Below are 16259 nucleotides of genomic sequence, written 5' to 3'. Positions count from 1 at the left end.
CTGGGTCACGCGGCCATGCTGCCAACGACACGCTCTTTAACCGCGTAACACGTGAATAGCCGTTGTGTCGCTCAATATACGTTTATGTACTTTTTCGCCGAGTGCAGCCCTGAGGAGAGCCCCTCATGACTCAGCGCGCCCCACGCTCCACTTCCGCCGCTCCACTCCCCTCCCCGGAGGAACGGCGGATGCTGCGCGAGGCGAAGTCACTGACCGAGGAGCAGGTCGCCGTTGCGGTCGGTGTCAGGCGGGCGACGATCAGGTCCTGGGAGGCCGGCCGCACCAGCCCGCGGGGGTCCAGGCGGGAGGCATACGCGAAGCTGCTGGCAGACCCCGGCACGGAGCCCCCGGAATTGTCCGTCACGACGGCCCCCTCCCCCTGCACCGAACCCGTCCCTCAGGCCCCGGACCCGGACCCGGACCCGGCCCAGGCCCAGGCCCCGGACCGCACGGACAAAACCAACGCCCTCACCTCGGCACCCGCGGTCCGCGAAGCCCCACCGCAGGACCCACCGCCACCACCACGCGCCGAGCTCACCACCGCCGAAGCATTCGACGCGCTGTACTCGTATGTCGCACCCGCTCTCGTACGCCAGACCTACCTGCTCACCGGTCGGCGCCGGCTCTCCCACGAGTCGGTCGAGCGCGCCTTCCACCTCGCCTGGCAGCACTGGCCCGAGGTCGCGCGCGACGGGGACCCCGCGGGCTGGGTACGGGCCGTCGCGTACGAGTACGCCATGTCCCCCTGGCACCGGCTCCTCCGCGCCCACAACGAGCCCGATTCCCAGCCGCCCGCCGAGCCGGGCCGGCGCGCGCTGCTCGACGCGCTGCTGGAGCTGCCGCCGCCGTACCGCCGCACGGTGCTGCTCTACGACGGCCTGGGCCTCGGCCTGCCGGAGACCGCGGCCGAGACCGAGGCCAGCACCCCGGCCGCGGCGAACCGGGTGCTGCACGCACGGGCGGCCATCGCCGAGCGGCTCCCGGAGCTGAGCCAGGGGGCGGCGCTGCACGAACTGCTCACGGACCTCGCCCGCGAGGGGCCGGCGCCGGAGATGACTCCCGCCGTTGCCGTGCGGACGGGCAGTGAGCGGCGTGCCCGGTTCTGGACACGGGTGGCCATCGCCGTCACCACGCTGATCGTGAGCGCCACGGCTTTCACCGTGGTCACCGCTCCGACGCGGTACGAGCCGCCGCTCGCCCCCGGCCAGCAGGTCGACGGCGGACCGGTGCTCAGCGGACCGCAGCCGCTGCCCCACCGGGACACCGCGCTGCGCAAGCAGCTCCGCTCCATGCTCGCGAACGGTCCCGAGCGACTCGTACCCCAGATCCGATAGACCCGGCGGTACGCGAGTGGGCCCGCACCTCACCAGGAGGAGCGGGCCCACTCGTACGAACTGCGCACGGCCTACTGCTCCGTACTGCCGTGTGTACTGCCTTGTGTAGTGCCTTATCGCGAAGGTCAGCCGGCGAGGATCGCGCGCGCCAGCTTGGCCGTCTCGGTCGGCGTCTTGCCGACCTTGACGCCCGCGGCCTCGAGGGCCTCCTTCTTCGCCTGCGCGGTGCCGGAGGAGCCGGAGACGATGGCGCCGGCGTGGCCCATGGTCTTGCCCTCGGGAGCCGTGAAGCCCGCGACGTAGCCGACGACCGGCTTGGTCACGTTCTTGGCGATGTAGTCGGCCGCACGCTCCTCGGCGTCGCCGCCGATCTCGCCGATCATCACGATCAGGTCGGTCTCGGGGTCGGCCTCGAACGCCGCGAGGGCGTCGATGTGCGTCGTACCGATGACCGGGTCGCCACCGATGCCGACGGCCGAGGAGAAGCCGATGTCACGGAGCTCGTACATCATCTGGTAGGTCAGCGTGCCGGACTTGGACACGAGACCGATGCGGCCGGGCTTGGTGATGTCGCCCGGGATGATGCCGGCGTTGGACTGACCGGGGGTGATCAGGCCGGGGCAGTTCGGGCCGATGATCCGGGTCTTGTTGCCCTTCGAGCCGGCGTACGCCCAGAAGGCGGCCGAGTCGTGGACCGCGATGCCCTCGGTGATGACGACGGCGAGACCGATCTCGGCGTCGATCGCCTCGACGACGGCGGCCTTGGCGAAGGCCGGCGGCACGAAGACGACGGAGACGTCGGCGCCGGTCTTCTCCATCGCCTCGGCGACGGAGCCGAAGACGGGCACCTCGGTGCCGTCGAAGTCGACGGACGTGCCGGCCTTGCGCGGGTTCACACCGCCGACGATGTTGGTGCCGTCAGCGAGCATGAGCTTGGTGTGCTTCATGCCGGTGGCGCCGGTCATGCCCTGGACGATGACCTTGCTGTCCTTGGTGAGGAAGATAGCCATGGTGTTGGAGTCCCTCGTCCCTTACTTCGCAGCCGCGAGCTCGGCGGCCTTGTCGGCCGCGCCGTCCATGGTGTCCACGCGCTGCACGAGCGGGTGGTTGGCGTCGGACAGGATCCTGCGACCCAGCTCCGCGTTGTTGCCGTCGAGGCGCACGACCAGCGGCTTGTTCACATCTTCGCCCTTGGACTTGAGCAGCGCCAAGGCCTGCACGATGCCGTTGGCGACCTCGTCGCACGCGGTGATGCCACCGAAGACGTTGACGAAGACGGACTTGACGTCCGGGTCGCCGAGAATGATCTCGAGGCCGTTCGCCATGACCTCGGCGGAGGCACCGCCACCGATGTCGAGGAAGTTGGCGGGCTTCACGCCGCCGTGCGCCTCACCGGCGTACGCGACGACGTCGAGGGTCGACATGACCAGACCCGCGCCGTTGCCGATGATGCCGACCTCGCCGTCGAGCTTGACGTAGTTGAGGTTCTTGGCCTTGGCGGCAGCCTCGAGCGGGTTGGCTGCGTCCTTGTCCTCGAGCGCCTCGTGCTCGGGCTGGCGGAAGTCGGCGTTCTCGTCGAGAGACACCTTGCCGTCCAGCGCGATGATGCGGCCGTCGGCGACCTTCGCGAGCGGGTTGACCTCGACGAGGAGCGCGTCCTCGGCGACGAAGGTGTCCCACAGCGTCACCAGGACCTCGGCGACCTGCTCGGCAACCTCGGCCGGGAACTTCGCCTGGGCGACGATCTCGCGGGCCTTCTCGATCGTCACGCCGTCAACGGCGTTGACCGGAACCTTCGCGAGGGCCTCCGGGCTCTTCTCCGCGACCTCCTCGATGTCCATGCCGCCCTGGACGGACGCCATGGCGAGGAAGGTGCGGTTGGTGCGGTCGAGGAGGTACGAGACGTAGTACTCCTCGGCAATCTCGGGGGCGGTCTCGGCGATCATCACCTTGTGGACCGTGTGGCCCTTGATGTCCATGCCGAGAATGTCCGTCGCGCGGGCGACGGCCTCGTCCGGGGTGGCGGCCAGCTTCACGCCGCCGGCCTTGCCGCGGCCGCCGACCTTCACCTGGGCCTTGACGACCGACTTACCGCCCAGCCTCTCGGTGGCCTCGCGCGCCGCGTCAGGCGTGTCAATGACTTCACCGGCCAGCACCGGTACACCGTGCTTGGCGAAGAGGTCCCTCGCCTGGTACTCGAACAGGTCCACGCGCGTCCGTCCCTTTTCAATGGTCTCGCGGTTCGTTTTCTGCGTGGGCGTGCCGCGAAGGGCAACGTGACTGCGCTGTCACTGAGGGAGGCGTACACGGTGTCCGAGTACGCGGCATGTCCGTCCCGCAGGTTATCCCCGTGGGCCCGAGGTCCCTAAATCGCAGATCACACCTGGGCGGTGATACCTGTCACAGATCGCACGGGTGGCCGCGTCGGACATGGATTCGGACATGGATACAGAGCGGACACGGCGCGGGGTCGGGGCGGACACGGGGCGGGGTCCGTGCGGACGCGGAGAGGGTTGCCGCTGGGTGCGGAACGGCAGGTTTACCGCTGCGAACGGAATCGGGCGGCCCTCACCCCAATGAGGACCGCCCGCGAACATCGGACCCGCCTGTCAGATGCACTCCGTCACATGTGTCACAGGCTTGCGTCAGATGCCCTGCGTCAGGTGCGACACGTAGCCCGGGGTGGTCGAGGCGGCCACGCCCTGGACGCCGGAGACGGCGTTGCCGACGAGCGGCGTCGAGTCAGCCGTGCCGTACACGTGCTGCGCGAACGGCTGGACCTCGGAGGTCACACCACCGGCAAACGGCGTGGCATCGCCCACGACACCCTGGGCCAGGGAGCCGGCGCTGCCGCCGATGCCGTGCACGACCGGCTGGGCGTGGTCGACGACGGTCTCGACGAGCGGCTGGACCGCACCGACGACCCCGCCCGCGAAGGGCTGAGCCTCAGAGACGACGCCACCGGCGAAGGGCTGGACCTCGCCCACGACGCCACCTGCGAACGGCGTCACGTCACCGACCACGCCCTGGGCGAAACCGTCGACGTCGCCGACCGCCTGACCGGCGACCGGGAGCACGCCGTTCACGGCACGGGCGGCGATGGGCGGCAGGGTGTCCTGCGCGGCGGCAGCGGCGAGCGGTGTGGCGGCGGCGACGGCGCCCTGCGCCTGGTAGTGGACCTGGGACGGGGCCTGCTCGGCGAGCTGCGGCGCGAAGGCGGCGAGCGGACCGAAGAGGTAGTCGATCTCGCTCTGGACGTCGGCCGCGTCGGGGGTGACCGGGACCTGGTACGCCGGGAGCTCGGCCTCGGCGTACTGGCGGGCCTGGGCGGCCGTGCCGGTGGCGGTGCGCTCGGCCTGGGCGACCGTGCCCGTGGCCTGAGCAGCCCTGCCGGTGGCGGTGCGCTTGGCGTCGGCGGCGGCGGCCTTGGCACCCTGGACGGCGTCGAAGCCCTGGGCGTCCTTGACCACGTCGACGTCCTTGACGTCGTCGACAACGTCGGCCGCCTCGTCGGGCGCGGAGAGCGGTACGGAGACGGGCAGCTCGTCGGCGCTGGCCGCGGCGGTGCCGAGGGCCCACATGCCGGTGGCCGTGGCAGCGACGGCTATGGAACGGCGGATGTTCTTATGCATGCTTACGTCAATCCTTCGAATTCATTCGGCTGTCCGGAACTATCCGGTTGGCGGGCAGACCTGTCCCGCCCCCGCGCGGCAGGTCTTGAGCGGGGAAAGGACTGCCCTAGCCGGGGAATTCGAGGATGTCGCGCGGTCGTTCGCGGGTCGGCGCTTCGGCCGAGGCCCAGGCCACGCCCGGTACGAGCGCGAACTGCGTGCCGTAGGGGCTCGTCGCCGCCTGCTGGTCTCCCTTACGCGGTGCGTGCGTCTCGCCGGACTGCTGCAATGCGCCGTGCGTGGAGTCGCAGGGCTTGCCGGGGACTTGAGCGGGCGCGGGCACAGTTACCGGCCGCTCGTAACGGAATTCGGCCTGCCTGAAGCCAAGAGTCCTGTCGTACCCGCCGACCGGACCGACTGTGGTGGCGGTCGTGCCGGACCACCGGGCGGGGTCCGCAGAGTCCGCGGGGTTGTCGACCGTGAACCGGTCCGCGGAGTCGTCCACGGGCCGGTCGACGGGGAGCTGCGGCGTGAGTCCCTGATCCGCGTCGCCGCCCGGCGGCGGCAGCGGTACGGGCAGGAGCCCGTTCAGCGTCTCGGTGAGAGGCCCGGTCAGCGGCTGGGCCACTGGCAGTACGACGTCCCGCACGGTGTCCGCGGCCTGCTTCACCACATGGCGAACGGTCTGGACGGGCTGCGCGGCCTGGCCTGGCCGGCCGGGCTGCACGGGTTGGGCGGACTTGGCGGAGTCGACCGTGTCCGCGGCGTCAGTGGTGCCGACGTCGGCGGAGTCCGTTGCCACACGCCGCACTTCCCGCGCCGGAGCCGGCCCGGTCGGCGGCGCGACGCGCACCTCGGCGTCGGCCGACATCGCCGATTCCGGCATGCCCGCCGACTCCGCCGCGTGCACCTGGCCGCCGTAGAGAAGACCGAGGGTCATCAGTCCCCCGAGAAACAGCACCACTTGCAGCGCACGCTGCCCGCCTGCCGCCCGGCGCAGTGCGCACAGAACGGCAGCAGAACGAGCAGCTGCGACGGTCACAGTGAGAGGAACCTTCTCGGTTGGCGGAAGTGGACCTTCCGCGGGGATCGGGACGATGCTCGCACGAGCCTCCCGGGGGGACGCAAGCCCCCTGTTACTGATGAGTCACCATGTCCGATATGGGCAGTGGTTTCTTCTCGATCGCGGCCGCCATCACATCCGGGAAAAGGTCCGGCGTACAGGCGAACGCCGGTGCACCCAGGGCCGCCAGCGCCGCCGCGTGCTCGTGGTCGTACGCCGGCGTCCCCTCGTCCGAGAGCGCGAGCAGTGCGACGAATTGCACACCGGACGTCTTCATCGCCGCGACCCGCTTCAGCATCTCGTCCCGTATACCGCCCTCGTAGAGGTCGCTGATGAGTACGACGACGGTGTCGGCGGGGCGGGTGATCTGCGACTGGCAGTACGCGAGCGCTCTGTTGATGTCGGTGCCGCCGCCGAGCTGAGTGCCGAAGAGGACGTCCACCGGGTCGTCGAGCTGGTCGGTCAGGTCGACGACAGCGGTGTCGAAGACGACGAGTCGGGTGGCGATGGAGCGCATGGACGCGAGGACGGCGCCGAAGACGGAGGCGTAGACGACGGACGCCGCCATGGAGCCCGACTGGTCGATGCAGAGCACCACGTCCTTCTTGACCGACTGGGACGCGCGTCCGTATCCGATGAGCCGCTCGGGAACGACGGTGTAGGCACCTTCTTTTTCAGGAATCGGCAGGCAGTTCTTCAGGTTGGCCCGGATGGTCCGGTCCCAGTCGATGTCCCGGTGGCGCGGGCGGTTGATCTTCGCGGACCGGTCGAGTGCGCCGGTGAGGGTGGACCTGGTGCGGGTCGCGAGCCGCTTCTCGAGATCGACGACGACCTTGCGTACGACGGCCCTGGCCGTCTCCTTGGTCGTCTCGGGCATCGCCTTGTTGAGGGAGAGCAGGGTGCCGACGAGATGCACGTCGGCCTCCACGGCCTCCAGCATCTCCGGCTCCAGCAGCAGCGTGGACAGGCCGAGCCGGTCGATCGCGTCACGCTGCATGACCTGGACGACGGAGCTCGGGAAGTACGTGCGGATGTCGCCGAGCCAGCGCGCGACGGACGGGGCGGACGCCCCGAGCCCGGCCGAGCGGTTGCCGGTGCGGTTGCCCGTGCTGCCCTTGTCGTTGCCGTAGAGGGCGGTCAGGGCGCCGTCCATCGCCGCGTCGGTCCCGCTGAGGGTGCAGCCGGTTCCGTCGGCGGAGTCGCCGCCCAGGACGAGCCGCCACCGCCGTAGCCGCTCGTCCCCGGTTCCGGTGGCGCTTGTGCTTGCGGTTGCGCCTCCGGTTCCGCTTCCCGTGACGGCTTCGCTTGCGTTCCCGGTCGCGCTGTCGTCCGCGGTCTCGTTCTTTGTCGCCGTGCTCATCGGGCCACCCCCGCGAGGTCGTTGTCGTCGATGCCGAGGAGCATGTGCAGCACCGGCAGCACCGCGTCCGCCCGTGGCCCGTCGAGGCCGGCGCCGAAGCCGGGCATCGTGGACTCGCCGTGCGTGGGGCCGGATGCCGCCGCGGGTCCGCGCCGCACCAGCTCGCCCAGGGTGCGGCGCACGCCCGGTTCGTACGCGGAGAAGGTGCGGCGCAGCAGCGGCAGTACGTCGGTGAACGCGTCAACCGGCACGCCGGTCAGCCAGGCATCGACGAGTGCGAGCAGGCGCTCGTCGTGGACCAGGAGCACTCCGCCGCCGGACGCGCCACCGACGAATCCCTCGATCCAGGCGGCCGCGTCGGCGGGCAGTGTGCCGACCGAGAGCGCGAGGCCCATGAGCCGTGCGGCCTCGTCCTCCTCGAGCCGCCCGTCGTCCAGCAGCAGCCGAGCCGCCCTGCCGCGTATGACTCCGGGCACGGTGTCGCGGGCCGCGAGCCGATGCAGAACCGATCCCCAGCGCGCGATCAGTTCACGGCCCTTCGGCAACAGCCCGATCGCGGTGTGTACGCCGTCCAGATGGCCCCGCATCTCGGCCGCGCCGTCCGCGTCGAGTCCGCTGCAAGCGGGCGGCAGGCCGACGCAGATCCGCTCGGCAAGCCCGGCCGCGACCTCACCGAGCGCGGCCGTGTCCGTCGACCGCACGTCCCCGTACCGCAGCGAGCGGGCGAGGGCCGGCAGCGCCTGAGCGAGATGACCGACGTCGGCGTCGAGTGCGGCGCGGTCGGCAAGCGCCCGCATCACCACGGGCAGCGCGTCGGGCAGTTCGGCCAGCAGGCACTGTTCGGCGAGCGCGGTGACGTCGGCAAGGGCGGTCGCGGACACGGCCTTCGATTCGGCCTTCGCCGTGGCGGCGGAGAGCACGGTCGTGCCCCACACCCCGGCCTCCGCGACCTTGACGAAGAGCTCCGGCTCCCAGCGCAGCCGCCAGCTCTCCCGGAAGGTGCCGGTGCTCCCCCGCCCCGTCATGGGCTCGCCCCAGCCGATGGAGAGCAGCCGCAGCCGGTGCAGCAGCCGGCTCTTCGCCGCGTCGGTCTCCTTACGCAGATCGAGCTCCAACTCCCGCTCCAGTGCCTCCGGTTTGAGCCGCAGACTGCGCTGGAGTCGGGTCAGATCACGCTGAAGCGGCACGGCAGGCGCCGCGTCCGGCACCTCGCCGAGCACATCCCCGACGACGAGCCGCTTCCGGATGAGGTCCAGCGGCACGTCGGAGCCCTCGCACATCACGGCCCGTATCGCATCGGTCGTCTCGGTCAGCCCGGCGAGGGGCCGGCCGCGCATGGCGGCGAGGGTCTCGGCGAGCCGTACGGCCTCGATGACATGGGCGGAGGAGACCAGCCTGTCCTCGTCGCGCAGCAGCCCCGCGACCTTGGTCATCCAACGCTCGACGGGCCGGTCGGCCGCGCCGAAGAGATGCCCGTACCAACCGGGCGAATCGATGCCGGCGCCGTATCCGCTGTGCCGGGCGAGCCTGCGGTGGGTCCAGGGCACCCAGGTCATCTCGGTCTTGACCTTGGGCAGCCCCTTGAGAAGGGCCCTGTCGGCGGCGACGGTGGTCTTCTCCTCGAGCGCGGGCACATGCCAGGCGCCGCAGACAACGGCGACGTCGTCCCCGAACTCCTTTCGCGCGGCCCGGAGCTGGATCCGCATATGGGCCTCGCGGGCGAGATCACGGTCGTGTCCGCCGTGCCCGTACGTCTCGCGCAGTGCGGCCATGGCGTCCCCGAGTGCGGCGAACGGCGCTCGGGGATCCGCCGCGTCGGCTCCCGTACCGCGATGCTCGATGACGTCTTCCCACCACCGCTCGGGATCGTCGTATCCGGCCGTCTCGGCAAGCACGGCGATGGGATCGATCCGCAGCCCACGGGGGTCGGGCGCGCCCCGCTCGTCCTCGGGTCCTACCGTGCCCGCGCCGTCGCCGCCCTCCGCACCGGGCGTCCGCCCGTCGGGCGCCAGGGATCCTGTGGTCCCGGGCGCACCCGGTGTTGCCACCGGAGCACGGCTGCCCTCGGGCGCCTGCCCCGTAGGCGGTGCGACCCCGCTCGGCCCGCCCGTCCCCGGGCCTTCCGGGTGGACGCTGTCCGCCCCGGCTCCGGGTGCACCCGTCCCGGCACCGCTGCCCTCGGGTGACTCGGCCCCCTCAAGTGAGCCTGGCTCGCCGTCGGCGGCGTCCGGGTTCGCCGTCTCCTCCTGCGCCGCCGGCGCCAGCGAATACGCCGCCGGAAGATCGATGAACCGGACCGGGACCCCGCGTCCCAGCGCCCAGCGGAGCGCCACCCACTCCGGGGAGAACTCGGCCAGCGGCCAGAACGCCGCCCGCCCCGGGTCGTCCACCGCGTGCGCAAGGAGCGCGACCGGCGGGCGCATCTGCTCGTCCGCGGCGAGCGCGAGCAGCGCGTCGCCCTCGGGCGGTCCCTCGATCAGCACGGCCGCGGGCGACGCCGCCTCCAGCGCGGCCCGGACCGCCCGTGCCGAGCCCGGCCCGTGGTGGCGGACGCCGAGCAGCAGAGGGCCGGTCATACGCTCACCTCGCGGCAGGCGCGGTAGAAGTCCTTCCACCCTTCCCGCTCGCGGACCACCGTCTCCAGGTACTCCTGCCAGATGACCCGGTCCGCCGCCGGGTCGCGTACGACCGCGCCGAGGATGCCGGCCGCCACATCACCGGGACGCAGCACGCCGTCCCCGAAGTGCGCGGCGAGCGCGAGACCGCCCGTGACCACGGAGATCGCCTCGGCCGTGGAGAGCGTTCCGGACGGTGACTTGAGCTTGGTGCGGCCGTCCGTCGAGACCCCGTCCCGCAGCTCCCGGAAGACGGTGACCACACGGCGGATCTCCTCCAGCCCCTCCGGCGCGGCCGGCAGATCGAGCGAGCGCCCTATCTGGTCGACGCGGCGCGACACGATGTCGACCTCGGCCTCCGGCGTGGCGGGCAGCGGCAGCACGACGGTGTTGAACCGGCGGCGCAGCGCGCTGGAAAGGTCGTTGACCCCGCGGTCGCGATCATTGGCGGTGGCGATGAGATTGAACCCGCGGACCGCCTGCACCTCCTGCCCCAACTCCGGGATGGGCAGCGTCTTCTCGGACAGGATCGTGATCAGCGAGTCCTGCACGTCCGCGGGGATACGGGTGAGCTCCTCGACCCGCGCGGTCATGCCCTCCGACATCGCGCGCATGACGGGGCTGGGCACCAGCGCGTCCCGGCTGGGGCCGTGGGCGAGCAGCTGCGCGTAGTTCCAGCCGTAGCGAATCGCCTCTTCCGGCGTGCCCGCCGTGCCCTGCACGAGCAGGGTGGAGTCGCCGCTGACGGCCGCGGCGAGATGTTCGGAGACCCAGGTCTTGGCGGTGCCCGGCACGCCGAGGAGGAGCAGCGCCCGGTCGGTGGCCAGCGTGGTGACGGCCACCTCGACGATCCGGCGCGGCCCCACGTACTTGGGTGTGATGACCGTCCCGTCGGGCAGCGTGCCGCCGAGCAGATAGGTGGCGACGGCCCACGGTGACAGCTGCCAGCTGACCGGCCGCGGCCGGTCGTCGGCCGCGGCGAGCATCTTGAGCTCGTCGGCGAAAGCATCCTCGGCGTGCGGCCGCAGGGCCTCGGCGCCGGTGGCTGCGCCGGTTTCGGACACGGTCATGGATCCCCCTCCAGATCGGTTCCAGATCGTTCGACCCGATGTGAGTTCCACCGTGCACCATGCCACTGACAATCGGCCGTCTCCGCAGGTCAGAGCCGATTGTCAGTGGTGACCCGTAGCGTCGTACCCATGAATCAGCAGGGGGTGCACTGGACGTCGGAACAGGTGCTGGCCATGGCTCCTGACGACGCGTCACGCAAAGCGGGAAGCAAACTCGGCGCGGCCGGGCCGTGGTCCGGCGCGGGCAGCAGCGGCTCGGGGGCCGTGTGGGGCCTGTGCAAGGGGAGCGGGAGCAAGCCGTACCAGACAGTCGTCGACACCACGGGCCCGGCCTACAAGTGCAGTTGCCCAAGCCGGAAGTTCCCGTGCAAGCACGCGCTGGGACTGCTGCTGCTCTGGGCGGCGGACGAGGAGGTCGTACGCGGCTCCACGACGCCGGACTGGGCCGAGGAGTGGCTGGAAGGGCGCCGAAAGCCCAGCACGGACAAGGAGCAGAGCGACGCGGGCACAGGACAGTCCGCGAAGACCGCCGACCCGGAAGCGGCCAGGCGCCGGGCCGAACGCCGGTCGGGGCGGATCACCGCGGGGGCGACGGAGCTGGAGCAGCGGCTGGCGGATCTGCTGCGCGGCGGCCTGGCCGCGGCCGAGCAGTCGGGGTACGGACTGTGGGAGGAGACCGCGGCCCGCATGGTCGACGCGCAGGCGCCGGGACTTGCGGGCCGGGTGCGGGAGTTGGGCGCCATTCCTGGCTCCGGGCCCGGTTGGCCGGTGCGGCTGCTGGAGGAGTGCGCGCTGATCCATCTGCTGGACGCGGCCTGGCTGGGCATCGAGCGGCTGCCGGAGCCGCTGGCCGCCACGGTCCGCACCCGGGTCGGCCTCACCTCCCCCGCCGAGGGCCCGCCGGTCCGGGACCACTGGCTGATCCTGGCCCAGTACGACTCCTCGGACGGCAAGATCACCACACGCCGTATCTGGCTGTACGGGCGGGATTCCGGGCGGACGGCGCTGCTGCTCTCCTTCGGCGCGGCAGGCCGGTCCCCGCAGCAGGCGCTTCCGGTGGGGCTGATGATCGACGCGGAGCTCACTCCGTACGCGGGCGCGGGGCAGCTGCGGGCGGACCTGGGCGAGCAGTTCGGCGTGCCCGTCGCGATCGCGTCACCGCCGCCGGGAGGGCGGACCGGTGCGGCTCTCGATGCGTACGGGCGGGCACTGCGGGACGATCCCTGGCTGGACTCCTGGCCGGTGACGCTGAGCGGCGTCATACCCGTCCCGACGAGCCCAGGGTGGCAACTGGCGGACGCCGACGGCGAGACCGCGCTGCCCATCGCGCCCGCCGCGCTCGGCCGCTCCGGGCTGTTGAAGCTTGTGGCGCTCTCCGGCGGCGGACCGGTCACCGTCTTCGGCGAGTGCGGCCACCAGGGCTTCTCGCCGCTCGCCGCCTGGTCCGAGGACGGGTCCGAGACGGTCCCGCTCATCTGAATGTACGGAGGACCCATGACTGGCACCACCAGCACCTCACTCTGGGAAGAGCTCGTCACCTCGGCTCTTCTCGGCACCGACCGCCGTACGCCGCCGGCCGAAGCCACGATGCCGGGGAAGGACGCGCCGGCCGCGCTGCTGGACGCCGCGGCCCTGCAGACCGTACGGCGCAGGGCGGGGTTGCTGCCCGCACCTGCCGCCGCCCTCCCCGAGCCCGCGCCGCACGACGCGCGCCCGCAGCTGCCCCCGCCCGCCCGGCGCCGGCTCGCCCAGCTGCTGGCAGACCGGTCCGCCCCGTCCGCCGGGGGGCGGCGCGGTACGGCGCCGGATCTGACCGAGCTGCTCCCGCAGTGGCTGGCCGCGGCCAACGAGCGCGAGTACCAGGCTCCGGCGTCCGTGCTGCCCGCGCTGCTCGACGCGGCCCGTGCGCGTACGGATCTGCGGCCGCAGGCCCTCACCTTCGCCGGGCCGCGGGGGCTGTGGCTCGCCCGGCTCAACCCGGAGTGGAAGTTCGCGCTGCGGGGCGCGTCCGGCGGCGCCACGCTTCCGGACGCAGGTGACGCGGAGGCCGTCCAAAGCCTCTGGGAGGAAGGGCTGTTCGCCGAGCGGGTCGCGCTGCTGACCGCCGTACGGGCGCACGACGCGGGTACGGCGCTGGCGCTGCTGGCCGCGACCTGGACCACGGAGCGCGCCGAGGATCGGCTGATGTTCCTGGACTCATTGCGTACGGGACTGTCCGACGCGGACGAGGCGTTCCTGGAAAAGGCCCTGTCCGACCGCAGCCGCAATGTCCGCGCCACGGCCGCCGAGTTGCTCTCGGCACTGCCGCACTCCGCGCTCGCCGGGCGGGTGGCGGCGCGGGCGGCATCGTGCATCAGCCTCGACCGCAGTGGTGACGGAGCCGATGCGGCGATAGTGGTGGAGGCACCGCACGAGTGTGATGCCGGTATGCAGCGCGACGGTGTGGTGCCGAGTCCGCCGTCGGGACGGGGCGAACGGTCCTGGTGGCTGGGCCAGTTGGTGGAGGCGGCGCCACTGGCCACCTGGCCGGGGCGGCTCGGCGGGCGTACGGCCGATGAGCTCGTCGCGCTGCCCGTCGCCGACGACTGGGGCGACGAGCTGCACGCGGCCTGGTGCCGGGCGGCGGTACGGCAGCGGAACGCGGAGTGGTCCCGGGCCCTCCTCGGCGCGCCGGGCACCCCGCCGGAGACCGGCCCCGGCACGACGTCACTCGCCGAGCGGGCGAAGCTGCTCGCGACGCTGCCGGCGGGTGAACGGGCGGGCTGGGTGGCGGAGTTCATCGCGGCACACGGCCTGTCGGAGGCGTTCCAGCTGCTGGGGGTCTGCGGGGTGCCATGGTCGGAGCCGCTGGGCCGTTCGGTGGTCGACGCGCTCGACATCGCGCGGGACGCGGGGAGCTATCCCTGGAGCTTCAGCGGGGTGATGGGCCTGGCGGAACGCTGCCTGGCCCCGGAGGAGGCGAGCCGCCTGGAGATACTCACGGCCACGCCTGACGAGCCGGAGGGCGCGTCACCGGGCGCGGGTGGTTACTGGTCGGAGGCGTTCCAGCGCCTGGTCTCGACGCTGCGGCTGCGAGCGACGATGACGGCGGAGCTCCGGGGCCCGGCGGGGTAGGGGACGGGCGGGGGGCGGGCACGCTCGGGATGCGGGCCTTTTTGCCCCCGGGGTCACGCACCAAGAGCCTGTACGCCGCCGACCCCGAGGAGTCGAGCCCGGAGGGGCACCGGATCCCGCACCCGACAAGAACCCGGCACCCCGCAGCCCGGGCAACAAGCACCCGCGCCCGGCCGGAGGCAACCCGCGCCCCGGGCCCGGGCAACAAGACCCCGCACCCCGCCGGAGGCAACCCGCCCCCCGCCGGAGGCGTCACGCCCCCGCAGGCTGGCGGACGTTTGCGTTGACCCAGTCGACGATCGACGCCGTCGTCGCTCCCGGCGTGAAGATCTCCGCGACGCCCTTCTCCTTCAGCGGAGCAATGTCCGCCTCCGGGATGATGCCGCCGCCGAACACCTTGATGTCCTCCGCCTCGCGCTCCTTCAACAGCTCGATCACCTTCGCGAACAGCGTGTTGTGCGCCCCGGACAGGATGGACAGGCCGATCGCGTCGGCGTCCTCCTGAATCGCCGTGTCCACGATCTGCTCAGGGGTCTGGTGGAGCCCGGTGTAGATGACCTCCATACCCGCGTCGCGAAGCGCCCGCGCGATCACCTTGGCCCCGCGATCGTGGCCGTCGAGACCCGGCTTGGCCACCACCACGCGGATCGGACCAGTCACACCCATCACTGCCTCCACATACCGACTGCGCCGCCACGGGCACGGGTCCCGCACCGACCAAGGTCCGGGAAAGTGAACGAACGTTATCTCCAGCATCCCGCAACCCGCCGTTTCACGGTGGATAGGGAGGGGGAAATCACACGTGGGACATGTTCGCTATGCGTCGTACCCGCATCACGCGGCACACAAGCCGCAGCGGGAACGGTCGCACGGGGAGCCGCTACAGGGTCGTCGCAGCACCGCGCCGTCAGCCGCACGGCGCGGTGCTGCGACCCCTTCGACACCGGCCCGGCACGGGCACAGAGCCGTACAAGAGCCTGAGCGGCGCCCCATGAGGGCACAACGGGGGACAGAGCCGTCTCCGGCGTGCCGTTCGGGAGGTCGGCCATGAAGGTCCTGCCCTTCTTTCCACTGTGTCTGCGCCCCGTGCGACACCTACGAATCTCGGCCGCGCTGCTGCGGGCCACCGCCCTCGAGCTGGCGATCCTCGCCGGGCATCTGCTCCTCTACCCTTCCGGCCTCACCCCGGAGCGCCGCACCCCCGACCACCCCGGACCGAGGAACGCCGAGCTGCCGCCCCAGGCCGCGGCCCTGCCGACCACCGCGGGCCCCTCACACCCGCCCGCCGTCCTGCTCCACGGTTTCGTCGACAACCGCTCCGTCTTCGTCCTGCTCCGCCGCTCCCTCGCCCGGCACGGCTGGCACCATCTCGAGTGCCTCAACTACTCCCCTCTGACCTGCGACATCCGCGCCGCCGCCGATCTGCTCGGCCGGCACATAGAGGAGATCTGCGCACGTACGGGGCATCGCGAGGTCGACATCGTCGGGCACAGCCTCGGCGGCCTGATCGCCCGCTACTACGTACAGCGCCTCGGCGGCGACCAGCGGGTACGCACCCTGGTCACGCTCGGCACCCCGCACTCGGGCACCGCCGTCGCCCCGCTCGCGAGCGCACATCCCATAGTTCGCCAGATGCGTCCGGGATCCGCCGTGATCGAGGAGCTGCGCGCGCCCGCACCCGGATGCCGTACCCGTTTCGTCAGCTTCTGGAGTGACCTCGACCAGATAATGGTCCCGGTCGAGACGGCCTGCATCGACCATCCGGACCTCATCGCGCAGAACGTGCGCGTAAGCGGAATCGGACATCTCGCCCTGCCGGTCCACTCCGCCGTCGCGACCGGCATCCGCCAGGCGCTCGAATCGAGCGAGTCGGAGGCAGGCACCTCGGGAGCCGTCTCGGTCGCCTGATTCGGCGCCCGATTCAGCGTCCGACCAGGCAACCGTACGTCGAACACATTTCGAACGTAGGGCCAAAGCTGTGCCCACAGTTCCCCGAAACACGGCCGAATGCCCGTTTCCTGATTGCCTAAAACCTGCGGAAGATTGTCGCCGTCGCATACCGCCGGGTACAGTCGCGCCACTGCTTTCCCTC

Annotated in this window: 12 protein-coding genes; 4 read left to right on the top strand and 8 right to left on the bottom strand. The window is 71.6% G+C overall.

Features of this window, described 5'->3' with window-relative positions; translation table 11 throughout:
• Positions 1–125 precede the first annotated feature (125 nt).
• A complete protein-coding gene (locus tag AB0D12_RS09020; protein WP_362678505.1) occupies positions 126–1334 on the top strand; it encodes a sigma factor-like helix-turn-helix DNA-binding protein in 1209 nt (402 codons plus the stop codon).
• 125 nt (positions 1335–1459) lie between these two features.
• Here AB0D12_RS09020 and sucD read toward each other — a convergent pair whose 3' ends face one another.
• The 7 genes from sucD to AB0D12_RS08985 form a co-directional block, all read right to left on the bottom strand.
• A complete protein-coding gene (gene sucD / locus AB0D12_RS09015; RefSeq protein ID WP_362678502.1) occupies positions 1460–2344 on the bottom strand; it encodes a succinate--CoA ligase subunit alpha in 885 nt (294 codons plus the stop codon).
• Between the two features lie 21 nt (positions 2345–2365).
• A complete protein-coding gene (sucC, locus tag AB0D12_RS09010; protein ID WP_362678499.1) occupies positions 2366–3544 on the bottom strand; it encodes an ADP-forming succinate--CoA ligase subunit beta in 1179 nt (392 codons plus the stop codon).
• 435 nt (positions 3545–3979) lie between these two features.
• Complete coding sequence (locus tag AB0D12_RS09005; RefSeq protein ID WP_362678496.1) at positions 3980–4966, bottom strand: hypothetical protein; 987 nt, start codon at positions 4964–4966, stop codon at positions 3980–3982.
• A 106-nt stretch (positions 4967–5072) separates the two neighbouring features.
• Positions 5073–5987 (bottom strand): hypothetical protein, encoded by a 915-nt coding sequence (locus AB0D12_RS09000; protein WP_362678493.1) that lies wholly within the window; start codon positions 5985–5987, stop codon positions 5073–5075.
• A 94-nt stretch (positions 5988–6081) separates the two neighbouring features.
• The gene (locus AB0D12_RS08995; protein ID WP_362678490.1) at positions 6082–7368 is read right to left on the bottom strand and encodes a VWA domain-containing protein; all 1287 of its coding nucleotides are present in this window, start codon (positions 7366–7368) and stop codon (positions 6082–6084) included.
• Complete coding sequence (locus tag AB0D12_RS08990; protein WP_362678487.1) at positions 7365–9944, bottom strand: DUF5682 family protein; 2580 nt, start codon at positions 9942–9944, stop codon at positions 7365–7367. Before AB0D12_RS08990 ends, AB0D12_RS08995 begins: the two co-directional genes overlap by 4 nt.
• Entirely contained in the window at positions 9941–11053 is a 1113-nt protein-coding gene (locus tag AB0D12_RS08985; RefSeq protein ID WP_362678484.1) for an AAA family ATPase, read from the bottom strand. The genes AB0D12_RS08990 and AB0D12_RS08985 overlap by 4 nt, the downstream gene beginning before the upstream one ends.
• Before the next feature lie 129 nt (positions 11054–11182).
• Here AB0D12_RS08985 and AB0D12_RS08980 point away from each other — a divergent pair, with 129 nt between their 5' ends.
• Positions 11183–12532, top strand: a complete 1350-nt coding sequence (locus AB0D12_RS08980; protein WP_362678481.1) for an SWIM zinc finger family protein — start codon at positions 11183–11185, stop codon at positions 12530–12532.
• 15 nt (positions 12533–12547) lie between these two features.
• Positions 12548–14167, top strand: coding sequence for a DUF5691 domain-containing protein (locus AB0D12_RS08975; RefSeq protein WP_362678478.1), 1620 nt, complete (start codon positions 12548–12550; stop codon positions 14165–14167).
• Between the two features lie 252 nt (positions 14168–14419).
• On the opposite strand, the gene AB0D12_RS08970 is transcribed toward AB0D12_RS08975, so the two are convergent.
• A complete protein-coding gene (locus AB0D12_RS08970; protein ID WP_327325560.1) occupies positions 14420–14833 on the bottom strand; it encodes a cobalamin B12-binding domain-containing protein in 414 nt (137 codons plus the stop codon).
• Between the two features lie 381 nt (positions 14834–15214).
• Here AB0D12_RS08970 and AB0D12_RS08965 point away from each other — a divergent pair, with 381 nt between their 5' ends.
• Entirely contained in the window at positions 15215–16075 is an 861-nt protein-coding gene (locus AB0D12_RS08965) for an alpha/beta fold hydrolase (protein WP_362678475.1), read from the top strand.
• Positions 16076–16259: the final 184 nt, after the last annotated feature.

Origin of the sequence: Streptomyces sp. NPDC048479, from assembly GCF_040651435.1 — a bacterium.
Lineage (GTDB): Bacteria > Actinomycetota > Actinomycetes > Streptomycetales > Streptomycetaceae > Streptomyces.
Note: the sequence above shows the minus strand (reverse complement) of the source record. Positions and strands in the feature narration are given on the sequence as shown.

What these genes read in the sequence shown, in the direction of transcription:
- AB0D12_RS08965 (WP_362678475.1), top strand. Translation starts at nt 15,215, where the DNA reads ATGAAGGTCCTGCCCTTCTTTCCACTGTGTCTGCGCCCCGTGCGACAC.
- AB0D12_RS08970 (WP_327325560.1), bottom strand. Translation starts at nt 14,833, where the DNA reads ATGGGTGTGACTGGTCCGATCCGCGTGGTGGTGGCCAAGCCGGGTCTC.
- sucD (WP_362678502.1), bottom strand. Translation starts at nt 2,344, where the DNA reads ATGGCTATCTTCCTCACCAAGGACAGCAAGGTCATCGTCCAGGGCATG.
- AB0D12_RS08980 (WP_362678481.1), top strand. Translation starts at nt 11,183, where the DNA reads ATGAATCAGCAGGGGGTGCACTGGACGTCGGAACAGGTGCTGGCCATG.
- AB0D12_RS08995 (WP_362678490.1), bottom strand. Translation starts at nt 7,368, where the DNA reads ATGAGCACGGCGACAAAGAACGAGACCGCGGACGACAGCGCGACCGGG.
- AB0D12_RS08985 (WP_362678484.1), bottom strand. Translation starts at nt 11,053, where the DNA reads ATGACCGTGTCCGAAACCGGCGCAGCCACCGGCGCCGAGGCCCTGCGG.
- AB0D12_RS08990 (WP_362678487.1), bottom strand. Translation starts at nt 9,944, where the DNA reads ATGACCGGCCCTCTGCTGCTCGGCGTCCGCCACCACGGGCCGGGCTCG.
- AB0D12_RS09005 (WP_362678496.1), bottom strand. Translation starts at nt 4,966, where the DNA reads ATGCATAAGAACATCCGCCGTTCCATAGCCGTCGCTGCCACGGCCACC.
- AB0D12_RS09020 (WP_362678505.1), top strand. Translation starts at nt 126, where the DNA reads ATGACTCAGCGCGCCCCACGCTCCACTTCCGCCGCTCCACTCCCCTCC.
- AB0D12_RS08975 (WP_362678478.1), top strand. Translation starts at nt 12,548, where the DNA reads ATGACTGGCACCACCAGCACCTCACTCTGGGAAGAGCTCGTCACCTCG.